Here is a 17,394-nt window from a genome sequence, read left to right as displayed (position 1 = left end):
GATAGATAATATCGACAATTTACCCAAATACAACTTCCTCTGCATTTTGTTCTACGCCAATAATGTGAATTTGTCGTATTTACACTATAATGACACAAACACCTATTCAACAGCTATCAGAGGAGATACTCAACCATGCGTACTTTATTGACCGGAGCCAAAGGCCAGCTTGCCCGTTGTCTGCGCGACCGCCTGCCCGAAGATTGGGAACTGATTGCTACCGACTCTACTTCGCTGGACATTACTGATACCGAAGCCGTGCATCACATGATCAAAAATTTCCAACCAGATGCCATCGTTAATGCCGCAGCTTACACTGCCGTCGATAAAGCAGAAGAAAACGCAGAGGCTGCTTTTGCCGTCAACGCAACCGCTGTTCACAACCTTGCCGCAGCCGCCCGCGCCGCACACGCCCGCTTTATCCATATTTCCACTGATTATGTATTCGACGGTGAAGGCAAACGCCCTTACCGCGAAACCGACTACACCAATCCGCGCAGCACTTACGGTCAATCCAAAGTGGCAGGCGAGCTTTTGGCTTTAGCCGCGCATCCGGAAAGTACAATCGTCCGTACTTCATGGCTGTTTAGCGAATACGGCAACAATTTCGTCAAAACCATGTTGCGCCTTGCCAAAGAACGTGACTCCCTCTCTATTGTCCACGACCAAACCGGCTGCCCGACTTATGCAGGCGACTTGGCTCACGCCATCATCAGTTTACTGCAACAGCCTACTTCCCCACGCGGCATCTTCCATTACTGTGGCAATAAGTCGGCAACATGGTACGAATTTACCAAAGCCATCTTTCAGACGGCCCACCAATTAGACGACAGCTTCCGCATTCCGGAACTGAACGCGATTACTACCGATCAATATCCCCTGCCTGCTCCGCGTCCGGCATACAGCATCATGGATTGCTCACGCCTAGAGACCGAGTTTGGTATCAAACCGTCAGACTGGCAAAAAGCCCTGCGCGAAATTCTCCGCAAAATCGACTGATAAGCTGATTCATCTATATCAAGGCCGTCTGAAAACATATTTTCAGACGGCCTCTTTGTTTCTTTTATATCAAATGCTTTATCTATCCAGTCTGTCATTTGAAAAGTGCTACAATAGCCGTTTATTTTATTTTTCAGACGGCCTGACAATATGTGCAACCATCATCCCAAACATTCACACGATAATGACACCATCCGCATCCGCGGCGCACGTACACATAATTTGAAAAATGTCGATTTGGACATTCCGCGCCACAAGCTCGTGGTGGTAACAGGATTGTCAGGCAGCGGCAAATCGTCGCTGGCGTTTGATACTTTATATGCCGAAGGCCAACGCCGTTATGTTGAAAGCCTTTCCGCCTATGCGCGGCAGTTTTTGCAGATGATGGACAAGCCCGATGTCGATTTGATCGAAGGCCTGTCGCCCGCAATTTCCATCGAGCAGAAATCCACCAGCCACAATCCGCGTTCCACCGTCGGCACCGTTACGGAAATCCATGATTACCTGCGCCTTTTGTACGCCCGTGTCGGCACCCCCTACTGCCCCGAACACAAGCTGCCGCTGTCGAGCCAAACCGTATCTCAGATGGTCGATGCCGTCTTGAAGCTGCCGGAAGACACGCGCGTGATGATTCTTGCACCGGCGGTGCGCGAGCGTAAGGGCGAGTTTGTCGATTTCTTTGCCGACTTGCAGGTTCAAGGCTTTGCCCGTGTGCGCGTAGACGGCGAAGTCTATCAGCTTGACGAAGTACCGAAGCTGGAAAAAAACATCAAACACAATATCGACGTCGTCATCGACCGCGTGAAAGTAAAAGCCGACATCAAACAACGGCTGGCAGAAAGTTTTGAAACCGCATTACGCCACGGCAACGAACGCGCACTGGCGATGGAAATGGAAAGCGGCGAAGAACATTGGTTCTCCGCGCGTTTTGCCTGCCCCGTATGTTCATACAGCCTGCCCGAATTAGAGCCGCGCCTGTTTTCCTTCAACAACCCTATGGGTTCTTGCCCGACTTGCGACGGCTTGGGCAACACCAACTTCTTCGATCCCGAAAAAGTGGTTGCCCATCCGGAATTATCCTTAGCCGCAGGCGCGATTGACGGCTGGGATAAGCGCAATCAATTCTATTTCCAAATGATTCAATCGCTGGCGCATCATTATAAATTTGATGTCAACGCCGCTTGGGAAACCCTACCGGAAAAAGTCAGAAAAGTTGTCTTGCACGGCTCGGGCAAAGAAGTCATCGACTTCACTTACCTGTCCGAACGCGGTACCACCTTCAACCGCAGCCATGCCTTTGAAGGTATCATTCCCAATCTCGAACGCCGCTACCGCGAAACCGACAGCGAAACCGTACGCGAAAAACTGCGTGAATACCAAAACCACCGCGCCTGCCCGAGCTGCGGCGGCGCGCGTTTGCGCAAAGAGGCACGTTACGTTTACGTTAGCGGCGAACCGTTGCACGAAGTTTCCGCCTGGCCGCTCACCAAAACCCACCAATTCTTCGAAACGCTGGATTTAGACGGCAACAAAAAACAAATCGCCGAAAAAATCCTCAAAGAAATCACCGAGCGGCTCGGCTTCCTGATTAACGTCGGGCTGGATTACCTGAACTTGAGCCGCTCCGCCGAAACCCTATCCGGCGGCGAAGCCCAGCGCATCCGCCTCGCCAGCCAAATCGGCAGCGGCCTGACCGGCGTGATGTACGTATTGGATGAACCCTCCATCGGCCTGCACCAGCGCGACAACGACCGCCTGCTCGCCACCCTCAAACGCCTGCGCGATTTGGGTAACAGCGTGATTGTGGTCGAACACGACGAAGACGCCATCCGCGAAGCCGATTTCGTGGTCGATATGGGCCCCGGCGCGGGCGAACACGGCGGCAACGTACTGATTGCCGACACCCCTGAAAACGTCGCCAAATGCGAAAAATCTATTACCGGACAATACCTCAGCGGCAAAAAATCCATTGCCGTGCCGTCTGAACGCACGCCCGTCAATCCCGACCGAATGCTCGTCCTCAAAGGCGCGCGCGGCAACAATCTCAAAAACGTTACCCTCGAACTGCCGCTCGGTTTGATTACCTGCATCACCGGCGTATCCGGCAGCGGCAAATCCACCCTGATTAACGACACCCTCGCCAAAATCACCGCCCGCGAACTCAACCGCGCCCAAGAAGAACCCGCCCCATACGACGACATCCGCGGCCTCGAACACCTCGACAAAGTCATCAACGTCGACCAATCCCCCATCGGCCGCACCCCGCGCTCCAACCCCGCCACCTACACCGGCCTGTTCACCCCCATCCGCGAACTCTTCGCCGGCGTACCCCTCTCACGCGAACGCGGCTACAACGTCGGCAGATTCTCCTTTAACGTCAAAGGCGGCCGCTGCGAAGCCTGCCAAGGCGACGGCGTGATTAAAGTCGAAATGCACTTCCTGCCCGACGTGTACGTCCCCTGCGAAGTCTGCCACGGCAAACGCTACAACCGCGAAACGCTCGAAATCCAATACAAAGGCAAAAACATCAGCCAAGTCCTCGACATGACCGTCGAAGAAGCCCGCGAATTTTTCGACGCCGTCCCCACCGTATCGCGCAAACTGCAAACCCTGATGGATGTGGGCCTAGGCTACATCCGCCTCGGCCAATCCGCCACCACCCTCTCCGGCGGCGAAGCCCAGCGCGTCAAACTCGCCTTGGAACTCTCCAAACGCGACACCGGCAGAACACTCTACATCCTCGACGAACCCACCACCGGCCTGCACTTCGCCGACATCGCCCTGCTGCTGGAAGTCATAGGCCGTCTGAAAGGCAAAGGCAACTCGATTGTGATTATCGAGCATAATCTGGATGTGATTAAAACTGCGGATTGGATTGTGGACTTAGGGCCGGAAGGGGGTGATGGTGGGGGGAGGATTATTGCTTGTGGTAGCCCCGAGGAAGTGGCGAAGGTTAAGGGGAGTTATACTGGGAAGTATTTAAAAGGGATGTTATTCAATAACAAAAAATAATTTTCTCAACGTTTCAATTAAGAAAGTACACGATGCAAGAATTTTCATTAGAACATGTTGCTGAAAAAATTTACTTTAGCAAAACGAAGGAATATTTTGAAGAAGTTTTGTCTTCATACAACAATGGAAACTACCGTTCTTCGGTAGTAATGCTTTGGTCTGTTGTTGTGTGTGACATTCTATATAAACTTCAAAATTTAGTTGATTTACATAATGATGGACAAGCAAAGAACATCCTTACTTCAGTACAAGATATTCAAAATAGTAATCCCAAATCATCCGAATGGGAGATGAAGTTAGTTGAAGAATCATGGAAAAAAACAAATTTAATCGACAATATTGAGTACACGAATTTAGAATTTTTGCAAAAACAGAGACATTTATCTGCTCATCCAGTATTAACTGGTAATGCTGAACTTCACTCACCCAATAAAGAAGTAGTCCGAGCCTTGCTAAGAAATAGCTTGGAGGATGTACTGATAAAACCCCCATTCTATACAAATAAAATTTTAGATGAGATTTTACATGACATATCCAATAATTCTTCAGCGTTGCAGACAGAAAAAAATATGAAGCGTTATTTGGAAAGTAGATATTTAGATAGAATGAAATCAGAAACAGAAAGCCAAATTTTTAAATCCATGTGGAAACTTGTATTTAGATTGGATAATGAAGAATGCTCAAAAAACAGACTAATAAATTATTCAGCCTTAAGAGTTATTGCAAATCGAAATTCAAATATTAATCAATTATTTGTTTCCAATAAGGAATATTTTAGTCAGATTGCAGATGATCCTTCTATTATTTCTTTGCTTATTGACTTTATATCAACTTTTGATTTTATTTATGAAAACTTGACTGATGATGCAAAAATAAAAATTCAATATGTTATCGACACAACTCCTAATGGAAAGATAATGGGTTGGTTTGCTAGAGAAAATTTAAAACAGCATTATCAGAAAATAAGTGATTGGATTAGTGGAGATGAGAATCCAATCCTTAAATCAGAACAAATCTTAAAATTACGTAATCTTTCCGATAGCGCGGAATGGGATAGCTTATTTTGTAATTTGATTAGTACGTATTACGGTTCAAGTTGGAACTATGATGGAGCAGACAGTAGATTTCCTGTTTTATCATCATTTCTTGAAATTTTTGATAGAGATTCTTTTGCATTTTTGCTTCAAAAAATTGAGGAAAACAATCAAACATTAGATAGAAGACGTGCTCGTATCGACCATGCAAGCCTAAAGGAAAAAATTTGTGAAAAATATCCTGATTTTGACTTTTCTATTTATCCAAAATTTAACGATTCTATTTAGCAAGCCGCAGCCTGCATACCCAAACCGACCGCGTGCGTGGCTGCGCCACACACCCTACCTATGAATTACGCAGAACTTCAAAACCAACGTGTAGGGTGTGTGCGGTACGCACGCACGCGGTTAGTTTGATTAACTGTTTGCTGTTGTACATTTTAACTTAGTTGAAAACGAACACTTTCAGACGGCATGAGAAATTGCCGTCTGAAAACTGAAAAAGCTCATCTAAAATAACTACCCTAATTCACATAACAAAAAACGGATTCCAAATCATTGGAATCCGTTTTTCTGTAAAGCTTAGCCGTATTATTTAGCTTCTTCTTTTGCGTCTTCAGCAGCTTCTTTGGCATCTTCCGCTGCGTCTTTTGCTTCTTCTTTAGCCTCTTCAGCGGCATCTTTGGCTTCTTCGGCTTTTTCTTCAGGAGTTTCGGCAGCAGGAACGCCTTTCAAAGCGTCCAAAGAAGTTTTACAAGTTGCATCGCGTTGGTCTGCCGGCAGGTTTTTCAACGCTTCTTTGGTTTGTTCAAAAGATTTTTGCATCATGTCTTTGGTTGCGGCATCTACGTCTTTAGTTGCTTCGGCAAATGCTTTTTCGTACTCGTCACAAACGGCAGAAGACGATGAGCCTGAACCGCCGCCGCATGCTGACAGGGACAGGGCTGCCAATAAAGCTGCCAATAAAGCTGATGTTTTCATGTGTCTCTCGCTTTTTTAAATTTAGGTTAAAGGATGTTATATGTTAATTCATTATATGAAGACGTCAAGAGTTTTTGTTTATTTTAATCAAAACTATATCATTGAAAGAGCCTGCCTATCTCAACATAATCAAGGCCGTCTGAAGTTTCAGACGGCCTTATGCTTGAAGTAATCTTTTTTTCAACGATTACGCCGCTTTACGGTGATAATGTCTGAGCGCATGCTCTTTGCGCCGTCCGCTACTGAATGCGGATACGCGTTTCAGATAGCCGATGACACGGGTGCCGTAGTCGATGTCGTGGCTGCCACAGGCAGAGCAGGCGTGCAGGGTGCGTTTGTCGATATGGCCGCATTCGTTGCAAATGGTGATGCGCACGTTCACGCAGAAGTAGTTGCAGCCGGTTTGCGCGGCGATGTCCAAGAGCGAACGGTAGCCGGATTCGGGCAGGGCTTCGTCGAGGTTTAGATGCAGCGCGGAGCCGCCGTCGAGCCAGTCCACCAGTTCCTTGCCGTGCAGCAGGAATTTGTCGAGCGCGTTGATTTCTTCGTCTTCGACGACGTAGAAATAGGAGTTGTAGCATTCGCGGCTGACTTTGTAGCCATCGGCTTTGTCCCATTTGGCGTTTTTCACGCCGAGGTTTTCGGCAGGGACAAACTCGGTGTTGAATTTCACGCCGTAGTGTTTGCTGGCGGCTTGGTTGGCTTCAAATATGGTTTTCAGACGGCCTTGGACGAAGTTGATATAGTCGTCGTTGTAACCGACTTTAATGCCTTGCGATTCGGCGGCTTCCGCCATGCCGTTGATGCCGATGGTGAGGAATTGCTTGTCCAGCGTGATGAAGCCTGCATCGTAAACGGGCAGCATGCCGGCAGCTTGGTATTCTTCCATCAGTTTGCGGTAGGCGTATTGGTATTTGTGGATTTTGGCGACTTCGGCGGCAAGGTCGCGCCCGTCTTGTTCCAACCGGTTCATGTTGATGGTAATGACATTGATGGAACCGGTCGCCACGCCGCCCGCGCCGAGTGTATAGCTGAAGGTGCGGTCTTCGATGGCATTGCGCAGACGGCAGCAGGAAGCCAAGGAGTCGGGGTTGTCGGAAAGATAGACGAAGAAGGAATTGCCTTCCGCCAACTCTTTCGCCATTTCGTCGGCGAACACGGTGTCTTTGCATTTGCCGCCATCGGTCAGCATTGCGGCGGTAACGACGGGGAAGGTCAAAACGGCTTTGGTGCGCTCTTGATTGAACCATTTGAGGAAGAAGTTTTGCAGCTTCGCCACGCTCGTCCACAGCGGTTTGCTGAAATCGGGGAAGACGAAATCGCCGAACATCGCGTCGAAATAGTATTGATCGTAAACGGAAATATTCCAAAACACGCTCTGATAGCCGCGCGCGGCGGCAGGCTGGTTGATGCTGTATACCACCTGCTGCATGTGGTTGGCGATTTCTTTGCCGTGGGTTTCCAAATAATCATCGCCGTAGTCTTTGCGGGCGAAGTAGTCGAAATAGGTCAGAAATTCCACCGTCGCCACCGCGCCGGCAAACTGCGCGCTGATGGCGAACACAAGATTGATAAACGAGCCACAAAACGAAGCCAGATGCTGCGGTGCTTTGGATTCACCGCCGAGTTTGCTTAAACCATCAAGCAGGAAGGGATACAGCGTAACCGACACACAATAAGGCTTGAGACTGGTTTCGTCATGCACATAAATCTCGTGCGCCTCAATCTGGCGGATGTATTCGTCGGCGACGGATTGGTCGAAAATTTCGGCGATTTTGCGCGACACTTGGGCGCGGTTAATCTGCACGAAAAAGTCTTTCATGATTTCCGCTTCCATCGTGGCGATGTTTTTTTGCGTTACGTTGGCGTTGGCGTCCATTTTCGAGCCGTCCGCCGCGTTTTGCGCGCTGATGTAGTCGCGCATGAATTGTAGTTTTCCGTTTAACTGTTCGGGATGCAGCCGAATCATGTTAATTCTCCTGTATGGTTTGGTTGATTTATCAAGCAATGACGGTCAGGCCGTCTGAAACATCGCTGTCAGCGAATACAATAAATTCAATTTAAATCAGTGCAATACAGCATTGAGCTAAATTGAAGCCACTGGAAAAACTTTAGGCGCAGGTTTGTCTTTGATAAACAAGCGGTTCAACACTTCGCCCGTACGCAAATCAATAAACTTCTGATTGGTGGTCGGGCTGTTCAAGCCGCCCAGCTCCATCTGCCAGCGGCCGGTTTTCAGATACGTCAGATAAGGCAGAATGCCGTCTGAAACCGCTTCCAGCTCCTCACGCTCCAGGCCAGTGTACAAGCAGGCTTTCAAACCTTCCTGCGTCACAATGGCCAACATTTTCTGCAAGGCTTCCGGCTGCCATTCCCCGCCCATAAACAACACGCAGCTGATCAATCCGTGATAGCGTTTCAGACGGCCTTTTAAATAATCCTCGGTCAATTCCGTGCCGATGCCCTCTTTCCACGTATCGGCACTATGACAGCCTTTACAACGCAGCGGACAACCGGAAAACAGAAACGCCAGCGACACTTCGCCCGGCACTTCCTGCCAAACAATTTGCTCGATTGTGAATTTCAAACCGCTCATTGCAACGCCATAAAACACAAGATATGGTGTGCATTAAAACACAATACTACTAGATATGGTATTTTATTTAACAATCCATCTTTATTTTGTAATAGGTTTTTATAATTTGATAGATTGTAAATTTCAATAATTACATCTACACGGCTCCCTCGATAAAGGCCGTCTGAAAACAATTTCAGTGCATCAATATAAAAAAGAAAAGCAAACTCCGTTATAACAAAGACGGTTTTAACAAATCAAAAAAGGCCGTCTGAAATCATCTTTCAGACGGCCTTAATTTCAGGTTTTAACCCCGATTCGAACCTTTCACCATATCCATCAAAAACAATCGGCAATCCAAATTACCGTTAAACAAAGGAATTTTCCGCTTCGGAGAAAGGCGCATAAATTTCGGCATATCGCGATCACCGGTAAACATTCCTACCAGCCAGCCGGCGTAATATTGTTTCAACCATGTACCGAGTTGCGGATATAAAGCCTGCAAAGCCTGAACCTCCGCAAGGCGCACGCCATAAGGCGGATTGGAAATCATAATGCCGTGTTCGCCGTTCGGCCGCGCGGCCTGCGCATCTTGCACGTCAAAGCGGATGAAATTATCCACTTCAGCTGCTTGGGCATTGGCCAATGCGGCGCGAATCATATAACGGTCGTTGTCGCTGCCGGAAATGGGCGCGGCGGCCAGTTTGATTTGTTTTTCAGCCTCACGGCGCAGCGCTTGCCATTTTTCTTTATCGAAGTTTTGCAGTTTTTCAAAACCGAAACGGCGCATCAAACCCGGCGCACGGCGTGTCGCAATCCATGCAGCCTCAATGGCAATCGTGCCGCTGCCGCAAAACGGGTCTTGGAAAGGCTGCGTACCATCGTAGCCTGCCAAAAGCAGCAAACCTGCCGCCAAGTTCTCTCTCAATGGCGCTTCGCCAGTATCCTGACGATAGCCGCGTTTGAAGAGTGCTTCGCCGGAAGTATCGATAAAGATTTCCACATTGCGCTCATCGATAAAGGCATGAATGCGGATATCGGGGTTGATTTTGCCCACGCTCGGACGCGCATCATAAATATCGCGGAAAGCATCGCAGACGGCATCTTTGATCTTTAAACCGACAAAATCCAAGCTTTTCACATTGGCACGCTTGCCTTCGACTTTGACTTTAAAGGTCTGCTCCAGCTTAAACCAACCTGTCCAATGCAGATTTCGTGCCAGTTTGTAGATATCGTGTTCGTTGCGATAACCGCCTTTGGTCAAGCGCAGCAAAACACGGCTGGCAACGCGTGAATGCAGGTTGATGCGATACACCTGCTCCATCGTGCCTTTACATGCCACACCGCCGTCAACAGCGCGGATATCCTGACATGCCATGCTGTCGAGTTCCTGCGTCAAAGGCGCTTCCAAACCGCGAGGACAAGTGATAAAAAGTGAATAAACCGTCATATAAAACCTTTCCGGGTAGGGCTATCCGAACCACTCGGATAACAAATAAAAACAATATTATAGCTGAAAACCAAAAGGCCGTCTGAAACTTCAGACGGCCTTTGAATAACGCTTGCTTAGTGATCCAAACTATCGGTTTCCACCTTAACCGCTTTATCAGTTTTGTCTTCCGGTAAAACCAAGTTCAACAATACCGCCATAATACCGCCTGCGGAAATTGAATTTTGGAACAATACCGGCAAGTTTTTGAACACTTCCGGCTCAAACGCCACGCCCAAACCCAAACCGACAGAAGTCGCCGCGATAACCGCTTCACGGCGGCGAATACCGTGGCTGACCAAAATCCGCACACCGGCAATCGCAATCAGGCCGAACATCAACACCATCGCGCCACCCAAAACCGGACTCGGAATCGTGGTAAACGCGCGGCCGATGACGGGGAACAAGCCCAACAATACCAAAATCGCCGCAATATATTTGCCCACATGACGCGAAGCCACACCGGTCATTTGAATCACGCCGTTATTTTGCGCAAAAGTGGTCAAAGGCAAAGAGCCCAACGCAGTCGCAATCACAGATACCAAACCATCTGCCAATACGCCGCCGCGCAGACGTTTGGTGTATTCCTCACCCTCAATCGGCTGCTCGGAGACCATCGCAGTCGCCGTCAAATCGCCAACTGCTTCAAATACGCTCAACAAAAAAATCGCACCGGCAACGATAAACGCGTGCCAATCAAATGCGAAACCATATTTAAACGGAACAGGCAGGGTAATCAGCGGCAGGTTTTGCAGGGCGGAAAAATCCACTTTGCCCAAAAACAGCGCAACAATATAACCGACAATCAAACCCACCGCAATGCCGCTCATGCGCAGCAACGGATTTTTTAAGCAGTTGAAAACCAAAACAATCAGCAACACCAGCGATGCCAGACCCAAGTTTTCCATCGAGCCGAACGTACCGTCTGCTTTCGCACCGAAGCCACCGCCGAAATCGGTAATACCGACATGCACCAAGCTCAGGCCAATCAGCATGACGACCACGCCGCTTACAGTCGGCGTAATCACTTTTTTCAAATAAGGCAAAAGCCAAGCGGAGAAGCACACCAAAAACGCGCCAACAAAGGACACGCCCAAGAGCGTTGAAATCATCACATCTTCAGTCAAGCCGCCCTCTTTCATACCAGTACCGAGCGCAATCATCACGGTAACAAAAGAGAAGTTGACCGACTGAATCGACAACATACCCGAACCGACTGGCCCGAAACGGTTGACCTGCAAATAAGTACCGACACCGGAAGCCACCATCGCCATCGACACCAAATAAGCCGTCATTTCAACCGGCAGCTCCAACGCCCCGCCGACAATCAGTGCCGGAGTAATCATCGGAACAAAAATCGCCAGAAGGTGCGTAACCGCACTCAACAACGCATTCCCAAACGGCGGCTTGTCTTCCAAACCATAAACCAAATCAAGCGATTCCGCCTGTTTTTCAGTCATTCCGGCCATGTTGAACCTTCTCTCAAGAATCGTTAAAAAATATTAAGATGCGTATTTTAACCAATTTGAAATGTATCAGCAAATTCAAAACCATCAGGCCGTCTGAAAGTTCCGCCCAGCCGTTTTCAGACGGCCTCAAACCGCCTTAACACATTTTAATTCTTGACATCATTTTTCCATCTAAAAACAAACAAACCAATGATTTAAAAATGTATTATTCATTAAGATAATGACAAGTCACCATTAAACGGCAAAGCTGCTTAGCGGATATGTTTCACACAAACAACAAAGTAAGCTACAATCCACTGCATAATTCACCTACACCATAAAATTAAAGGTTTCCGTATGTTAAAAGGCAGTCTGGTTGCCCTGATTACTCCGATGAATCAAGACGGCAGCATCAACTACGAACAACTTCATGACTTAATCGACTGGCACATTGAAAACGGCACCGACGGCATCGTCGCAGTCGGCACCACCGGCGAGTCAGCCACCCTGCCTGTCGAAGAACATTTGGCCGTTATTGAAGCCACTGTCAAACACGTCAACAAGCGCGTTCCCGTTATCGCCGGCACAGGCGCCAACAATACTGTCGAAGCCATCGCCCTTTCCAAAGCCGCCGAGCAAGCCGGTGCGGACTACACCTTATCTGTTGTTCCCTACTACAACAAACCTTCGCAAGAAGGCATTTACCAACATTTCAAAGCCATCGCCGAAGCCACTTCAATTCCGATGATTATTTATAATGTTCCCGGCCGTACCGTCGTCAGCATGAGCAACGACACTATTTTGCGTTTAGCCGAGATTCCGAATATCATCGGCGTGAAAGAAGCCAGCGGTAATATCGGCAACAATATCGAATTAATCAACAGCGTTCCTGAAGGCTTTGCCGTTTTATCCGGCGACGATCCTACCGGCCTGCCTTTCATGCTGTGTGGCGGCCATGGTGTGGTAACCGTCGCAGCCAACGTTGCACCGAAACTCTTTGCCGATATGTGCCGAGCCGCCCTTGAGGGCGATATTGCGACCGCCCGTCGCCTAAACGAGCAACTTATCCCAATTTATAACACCATGTTCTGCGAGCCCAGCCCGGCCGCACCCAAATGGGGCCTGAGCTTATTGGGCAAATGCGAACCCCATGTTCGTCTGCCTTTGGTAGCACTGACCGAAGCCGGTCAAGCCAAAGTCCGAGCCGCTCTGGAAAAATCAGGACAAATCTGATCCGGAAATAAGGCCAACTGAATCCCAAACACCCTTTTCAGACGGCCTCCCTGTTAAGAACTTCATCCACAGGAAAACAAGATGACCTATATCAAACCCATCGTAGTAGCCCTCGCCCTGATTAGCATGACTGCCTGTTCCGGCAGCAAAAAAGAACAACCCAAACTCGACTATCAAAGTCAATCACACCGCTTAGTCAAACTGGAAGTACCACCTGATTTGAACAACCCAGACCAAGGCAACCTCTATCAATTACCGGCAGGCAGCGGCGCTGTCCGCGCCAGCGACTTCAACAAACGCCGCACTCAAGCCGTACAACAACCTGCCAATGCAGAAGTTTTGAAATCCGTTAAAGGCGTACGCCTTGAGCGTGACGGCAACCAACGCTGGTTGGTTGTCGATGGCAAATCGCCTCGCGAAATTTGGCCGTTGCTGAAAGTGTTCTGGCAAGAAAACGGTTTCGACATCAAATCTGAAGAGCCAGCCATCGGCCAAATGGAAACCGAGTGGGCAGAAAACCGAGCCAAAATCCCTCAAGATAGCCTGCGCCGCCTGTTGGATAAAGTCGGCTTGGGCGGCATCTACTCTACCAGCGAACGCGACAAGTTCATCATCCGCATCGAACAAGGTAAAAACGGTTCGACCGACATCTTCTTCGCCCACAAAGGTATGAAAGAAGTTTATGCCGACCGTAAAAAAGACACTACGATGTGGCAGCCGGGTGAAAACGACCCTAACCTCGAAGCCGCATTCCTCGCCCGCTTTATGCAATACTTGGGCGTTGACGGTCAGCAAGCCGAACAGGCTCTGACCCAAAGCGTTGCTGCCCGCAGCAATGCTTCTGAGTTGGCCCGTGTGGACAACGGTACTCTGTTGCTGGCAGGCGATTACGGCCGCAACTGGCGCCGTACCGCCCTTGCGCTTGACCGCATCGGCCTGACTGTTATCGGTCAAAATGCCGAACGCCGCGCCTTCTTGGTTCAACAAGCGCCAACTGAAGGCGAAGCAGTTGCCAATAAAAAACCGGGCCTGTTCAAACGCGTATTTGGCAAAGGCAAAGTAGAAGCGCCAAAAACGTATCCTGAAATCATCGTGTATGTTGAACCTATCAACAATGGCGCACGCCTCCATCTGTTGAATAAAGACGGCAGCCCATACAAAGGCAGCGATGCCTCCACATTGTTGAGCCGCCTGCACACAGAATTGCGTTAATCCGTTATTCGACTTAAGGCCGTCTGAAATATTCAGACGGCCTTTTTTAACGAATACGGCATGGTTTCAAACTCCCAATCTGACGTTATAATCAGAACATTTTTCCCCCTTACCCAAACTGCCATGACCCGACAAAAAGCCTATCTGATCCTGACCGCCCTGTTTACCCTGATGTTTATCGTCCTGATTCTGTTGGGCGCTTATCTTCTGAGCATTCACAGCAAACAATTTGCCGTTGCCGCCTTTCTGTTTGCCTTTGCCGCCGTTTTTGCCCAAATCGGTAGCCTTGCCCTTTACATCCGTCACAAAGCACGCGCGCAAATGGCTCGTATGCAGCAAACCGAAAACCATTGAGGAAAAACCATGTTTGAAAAAATCGTCCTTGCCAGTGGCAACGCAGGCAAACTCAAAGAATTTGCCCGCCTCTTTGCCGACTTAAACATCGAAGTCCTACCACAATCGCAGTTCAATACGCCCGAATGTCCCGAGCCGTACCATACCTTTGTTGAAAATGCCCTGGCTAAAGCGCACCATGCCGCCAAATACAGCGGCTTACCGGCACTTGCCGACGACTCCGGCATCTGCACCAACGCCTTAAACGGCGCACCCGGCATTTTCTCCGCACGTTATGCAGGTGAAAACCCCAAATCCGATGCCGCAAACAACGCCAAACTGTCTGCCGATCTTGCCGATAAAGACGACAAAAGCTGTTACTACGTCTGCGTGCTCGTCCTCGTCCGCCACGAAAACGACCCGCAACCCATCATCGCTGAAGGCATCTGGCGCGGCCAATGGCAGGCCGAAGCAGCCGGCACAAACGGCTTCGGCTACGACCCGCATTTCTATCTGGCCGAACATGGTTGCACCGCCGCCGAGCTTGACCCTGAAATCAAAAATGCCGAAAGCCACCGTGCCCAAGCATTGCGTGAATTGTTAAGAAAAATCGAGTCCTTATAAATTGGTAACAGGCCGTCTGAAGCCTTCAGACGGCCTACCTCACATTCATTCCCATGCCCAAACCCTCTCCTGAAGAATTGGCAGCCTTTGCAAAACATGTCGCTGCCTTCATCCCAACCACACCTGACGAACTTCTGCAACTCATTGACGATCAAGAAACTGCTATCGTATTTTTAGGCAAACCAAGCTGTTCATACTGTCGCCGTTTTGTTGCAAAACTGCTTACCGTTTCCTTAAACAAGCAGCTTACCGTCCGCTTTACAGATAGCAGCAACAAAGCGACTTTGAAAGATTTTCGTGAACAACACGGCATCAAAACTGTTCCCGCATTACTCAACATCTCACAAGGCAAAATAAAATCCGTCTGCGATTCCAAATTATCAGAAGAAGAAATAGAAGCTTTTTTGAGCGCTTAGACTGCGCAAATTTCCTACTGATTATTTTCCCGGCCGACATTTCAGTTAAAATAAGGCCCTAAAAATTTCAGACGGCCTCGAGCCTCAACACATATCATGACCCAAATCACCTTCCAACGTCCCGGCCAGCTAACCGCCCTGCCTCCTTTATCACTCTATATCCATATTCCTTGGTGCATCAAAAAATGCCCGTATTGCGACTTCAATTCCCACAGCCTGAAAAACGGCCTGCCGGAAGAAGCCTATATCGATGCCCTATTAACCGACTTGCAACTTGAATTGCCCAATATTTGGGGCAGACCTGTGGAAACCATATTCTTCGGTGGCGGCACACCCAGCCTATTTCAAGCGAAATTAATTGACCGCTTGTTAAGCGGCGTGCGTTCATTAGTGCGTTTGCACCCCGAAGCGGAAATTACTTTGGAAGCCAATCCGGGCACATTTGAAATTGAGAAGTTTCAAGGATTTAAAGACGCAGGTATTACGCGCCTGTCTATCGGCGTACAGAGTTTTAATGACGATATGCTTACTCGATTGGGACGCGTTCACAACGGCAAAGAAGCCCTGACAGCCATTGATACTGCCTTGAAATTATTTGAAAAAGTTAATATCGATTTGATGTATGCCCTACCAAACCAAACCGTTCAGACAGCCTTAAACGATGTGCAAACCGCTATTGCAACAGGCGTATCTCATATCAGCGCATATCATCTGACCATGGAGCCGAACACGCCTTTTGGTCATACGCCACCAAAAGGATTGCCGCAAGATGAAGCGGCATTGGACATCGAAGATGCCGTACACGGCGAATTGGAAGGCGCAGACTTTATCCACTACGAAACATCGGCTTTTGCAAAAGCTAATATGCAGTGCCGCCATAATTTGAACTACTGGCAGTTCGGCGATTACTTGGGCATAGGCGCGGGCGCGCACGGCAAAATCTCCTATCCCGACCGTATTGAGCGAACTGCCCGCCGTCGTCATCCCAACGACTATCTTGCCGCCATGCAAAGCAATCCACATGAAGCAGTTGAACGCAAAACCGTTGCCGCCGAAGACCTTCCATTCGAGTTCATGATGAACGCCCTGCGCCTGACCGATGGCGTACCTGCCGCAATGTTGCAGGAACGTACCGGCGTCCCCACTGCAAAAATCATGACACAAATCGAAACTGCCAGACAAAAAGGCCTGCTTGAATCAGATCCGACCGTGTTCCGCCCGACCGAGCAAGGCCGTTTGTTCTTAAACGACTTGTTACAGTGTTTTTTATAAGTGCTTTTTTACAACAGTTGAAACATTTTTAGATTTGCTTAATTTACGACAAGAAAATACAATCAGAATAGTTGTTGGGAGTGAACAGTCCCAGCGATTATCTACTACTTTTAATCCTACATTAAGGACAAAACAATGAAAAAAGCTCTAGTAACACTGATTGCTCTTTCCCTGCCTACATTTGCATTGGCTGATGCAACCAAAGGTTTTTATGTTCAAGCTGATGCTGGTCATGCTACTGTAAAAGTAAAAAATGATGATGCAAGTGGATCGGTTAAAGGCTTTAGCCCACGCATTTCTGCCGGTTACGATTTCGGCGATTTCCGTGTTGCTGCTGATTATACCCACTATAAATCTTTTAGCGAAGATTCTGAAACTCCAACTACCACTTACAAAGACAAAATTAAATTCCAAAGTGTTGGTTTGTCGGCAATTTACGATTTTGACATCAACTCACCTGTCAAACCCTATGTCGGAGCACGCTTAGGAATTAACCGTGTATCTATCGATGAGAGTGAAAAAAGTAAAGTAAGTAACTATTATTCCGAAGAAAGCTATCGCAAAACTCAAACTGGTATTGGTGTAATGGCCGGTGTAAGTTACGAAGTAACACCTAATATTGCTTTAGACGCTGGCTACCGCTACAACTACTGGGGCAAATTTGAAGAGGCCAAAGTACACTCTCACGAAGTATCTGCCGGTGTACGCGTAAAATTCTAATATTTGAATACTTGGCATGAAGCAACGATTGCTTCAAATATCAAGT

Annotated in this window: 15 protein-coding genes; 10 read left to right on the top strand and 5 right to left on the bottom strand. The window is 48.4% G+C overall.

The window, feature by feature from the left end; translation table 11 throughout:
• The first annotated feature begins 135 nt into the window (after positions 1–135).
• The 3 genes from rfbD to O3661_RS02605 all read left to right on the top strand — a co-directional run bounded on the left by rfbD (position 136) and on the right by O3661_RS02605 (position 5,333).
• Complete coding sequence (gene rfbD / locus O3661_RS02615; RefSeq protein WP_222571194.1) at positions 136–999, top strand: dTDP-4-dehydrorhamnose reductase; 864 nt, start codon at positions 136–138, stop codon at positions 997–999.
• Positions 1,000–1,149: 150 nt separating this feature from the next.
• Positions 1,150–4,011 (top strand): excinuclease ABC subunit UvrA, encoded by a 2,862-nt coding sequence (gene uvrA, locus O3661_RS02610; RefSeq protein ID WP_371492200.1) that lies wholly within the window; start codon positions 1,150–1,152, stop codon positions 4,009–4,011.
• 32 nt (positions 4,012–4,043) lie between these two features.
• Positions 4,044–5,333: a hypothetical protein gene (locus O3661_RS02605; protein ID WP_371492199.1), complete on the top strand. Its 1,290-nt coding sequence runs from the start codon at positions 4,044–4,046 to the stop codon at positions 5,331–5,333.
• 303 nt (positions 5,334–5,636) lie between these two features.
• On the opposite strand, the gene O3661_RS02600 is transcribed toward O3661_RS02605, so the two are convergent.
• The 5 genes from O3661_RS02600 to O3661_RS02580 form a co-directional block, all read right to left on the bottom strand.
• Positions 5,637–6,026 (bottom strand): DUF5339 family protein, encoded by a 390-nt coding sequence (locus tag O3661_RS02600; protein ID WP_070504841.1) that lies wholly within the window; start codon positions 6,024–6,026, stop codon positions 5,637–5,639.
• A gap of 187 nt (positions 6,027–6,213) precedes the next feature.
• Positions 6,214–7,995, bottom strand: a complete 1,782-nt coding sequence (gene nrdD / locus O3661_RS02595) for an anaerobic ribonucleoside-triphosphate reductase (RefSeq protein ID WP_371492198.1) — start codon at positions 7,993–7,995, stop codon at positions 6,214–6,216.
• A 117-nt stretch (positions 7,996–8,112) separates the two neighbouring features.
• Positions 8,113–8,622 (bottom strand): anaerobic ribonucleoside-triphosphate reductase activating protein, encoded by a 510-nt coding sequence (gene nrdG, locus O3661_RS02590; RefSeq protein ID WP_371492197.1) that lies wholly within the window; start codon positions 8,620–8,622, stop codon positions 8,113–8,115.
• A gap of 286 nt (positions 8,623–8,908) precedes the next feature.
• Positions 8,909–10,051, bottom strand: a complete 1,143-nt coding sequence (locus tag O3661_RS02585) for a class I SAM-dependent RNA methyltransferase (RefSeq protein ID WP_371492196.1) — start codon at positions 10,049–10,051, stop codon at positions 8,909–8,911.
• 116 nt (positions 10,052–10,167) lie between these two features.
• A complete protein-coding gene (locus tag O3661_RS02580; RefSeq protein WP_036490659.1) occupies positions 10,168–11,559 on the bottom strand; it encodes a nucleobase:cation symporter-2 family protein in 1,392 nt (463 codons plus the stop codon).
• Between the two features lie 336 nt (positions 11,560–11,895).
• Between O3661_RS02580 and dapA the strand changes: the two genes are divergently transcribed.
• From dapA to O3661_RS02545, 7 genes are all read left to right on the top strand, one after another.
• Positions 11,896–12,771: a 4-hydroxy-tetrahydrodipicolinate synthase gene (gene dapA / locus O3661_RS02575; RefSeq protein WP_371492195.1), complete on the top strand. Its 876-nt coding sequence runs from the start codon at positions 11,896–11,898 to the stop codon at positions 12,769–12,771.
• Positions 12,772–12,852: 81 nt separating this feature from the next.
• Positions 12,853–13,983 carry an outer membrane protein assembly factor BamC gene (gene bamC, locus O3661_RS02570; RefSeq protein ID WP_371492194.1) on the top strand — a complete coding sequence of 377 codons (1,131 nt, stop codon included), beginning with the start codon at positions 12,853–12,855 and terminating at the stop codon, positions 13,981–13,983.
• A gap of 123 nt (positions 13,984–14,106) precedes the next feature.
• Entirely contained in the window at positions 14,107–14,337 is a 231-nt protein-coding gene (locus O3661_RS02565) for an NGO_0222 family membrane protein (protein WP_314511623.1), read from the top strand.
• Between the two features lie 9 nt (positions 14,338–14,346).
• A complete protein-coding gene (rdgB, locus tag O3661_RS02560) occupies positions 14,347–14,940 on the top strand; it encodes an RdgB/HAM1 family non-canonical purine NTP pyrophosphatase (RefSeq protein WP_371492193.1) in 594 nt (197 codons plus the stop codon).
• Between the two features lie 53 nt (positions 14,941–14,993).
• Positions 14,994–15,356, top strand: a complete 363-nt coding sequence (locus tag O3661_RS02555) for a thioredoxin family protein (RefSeq protein ID WP_314552745.1) — start codon at positions 14,994–14,996, stop codon at positions 15,354–15,356.
• A 96-nt stretch (positions 15,357–15,452) separates the two neighbouring features.
• A complete protein-coding gene (gene hemW / locus O3661_RS02550; RefSeq protein ID WP_371492192.1) occupies positions 15,453–16,628 on the top strand; it encodes a radical SAM family heme chaperone HemW in 1,176 nt (391 codons plus the stop codon).
• 135 nt (positions 16,629–16,763) lie between these two features.
• Entirely contained in the window at positions 16,764–17,348 is a 585-nt protein-coding gene (locus O3661_RS02545) for an opacity family porin (RefSeq protein WP_371492191.1), read from the top strand.
• Positions 17,349–17,394 lie beyond the last annotated feature (46 nt).

It is taken from the genome of Neisseria sp. 20925_1_37 (assembly GCF_041433255.1).
Taxonomy (GTDB): Bacteria; Pseudomonadota; Gammaproteobacteria; order Burkholderiales; family Neisseriaceae; genus Neisseria; species Neisseria flavescens_D.
Note: the sequence above shows the minus strand (reverse complement) of the source record. Positions and strands in the feature narration are given on the sequence as shown.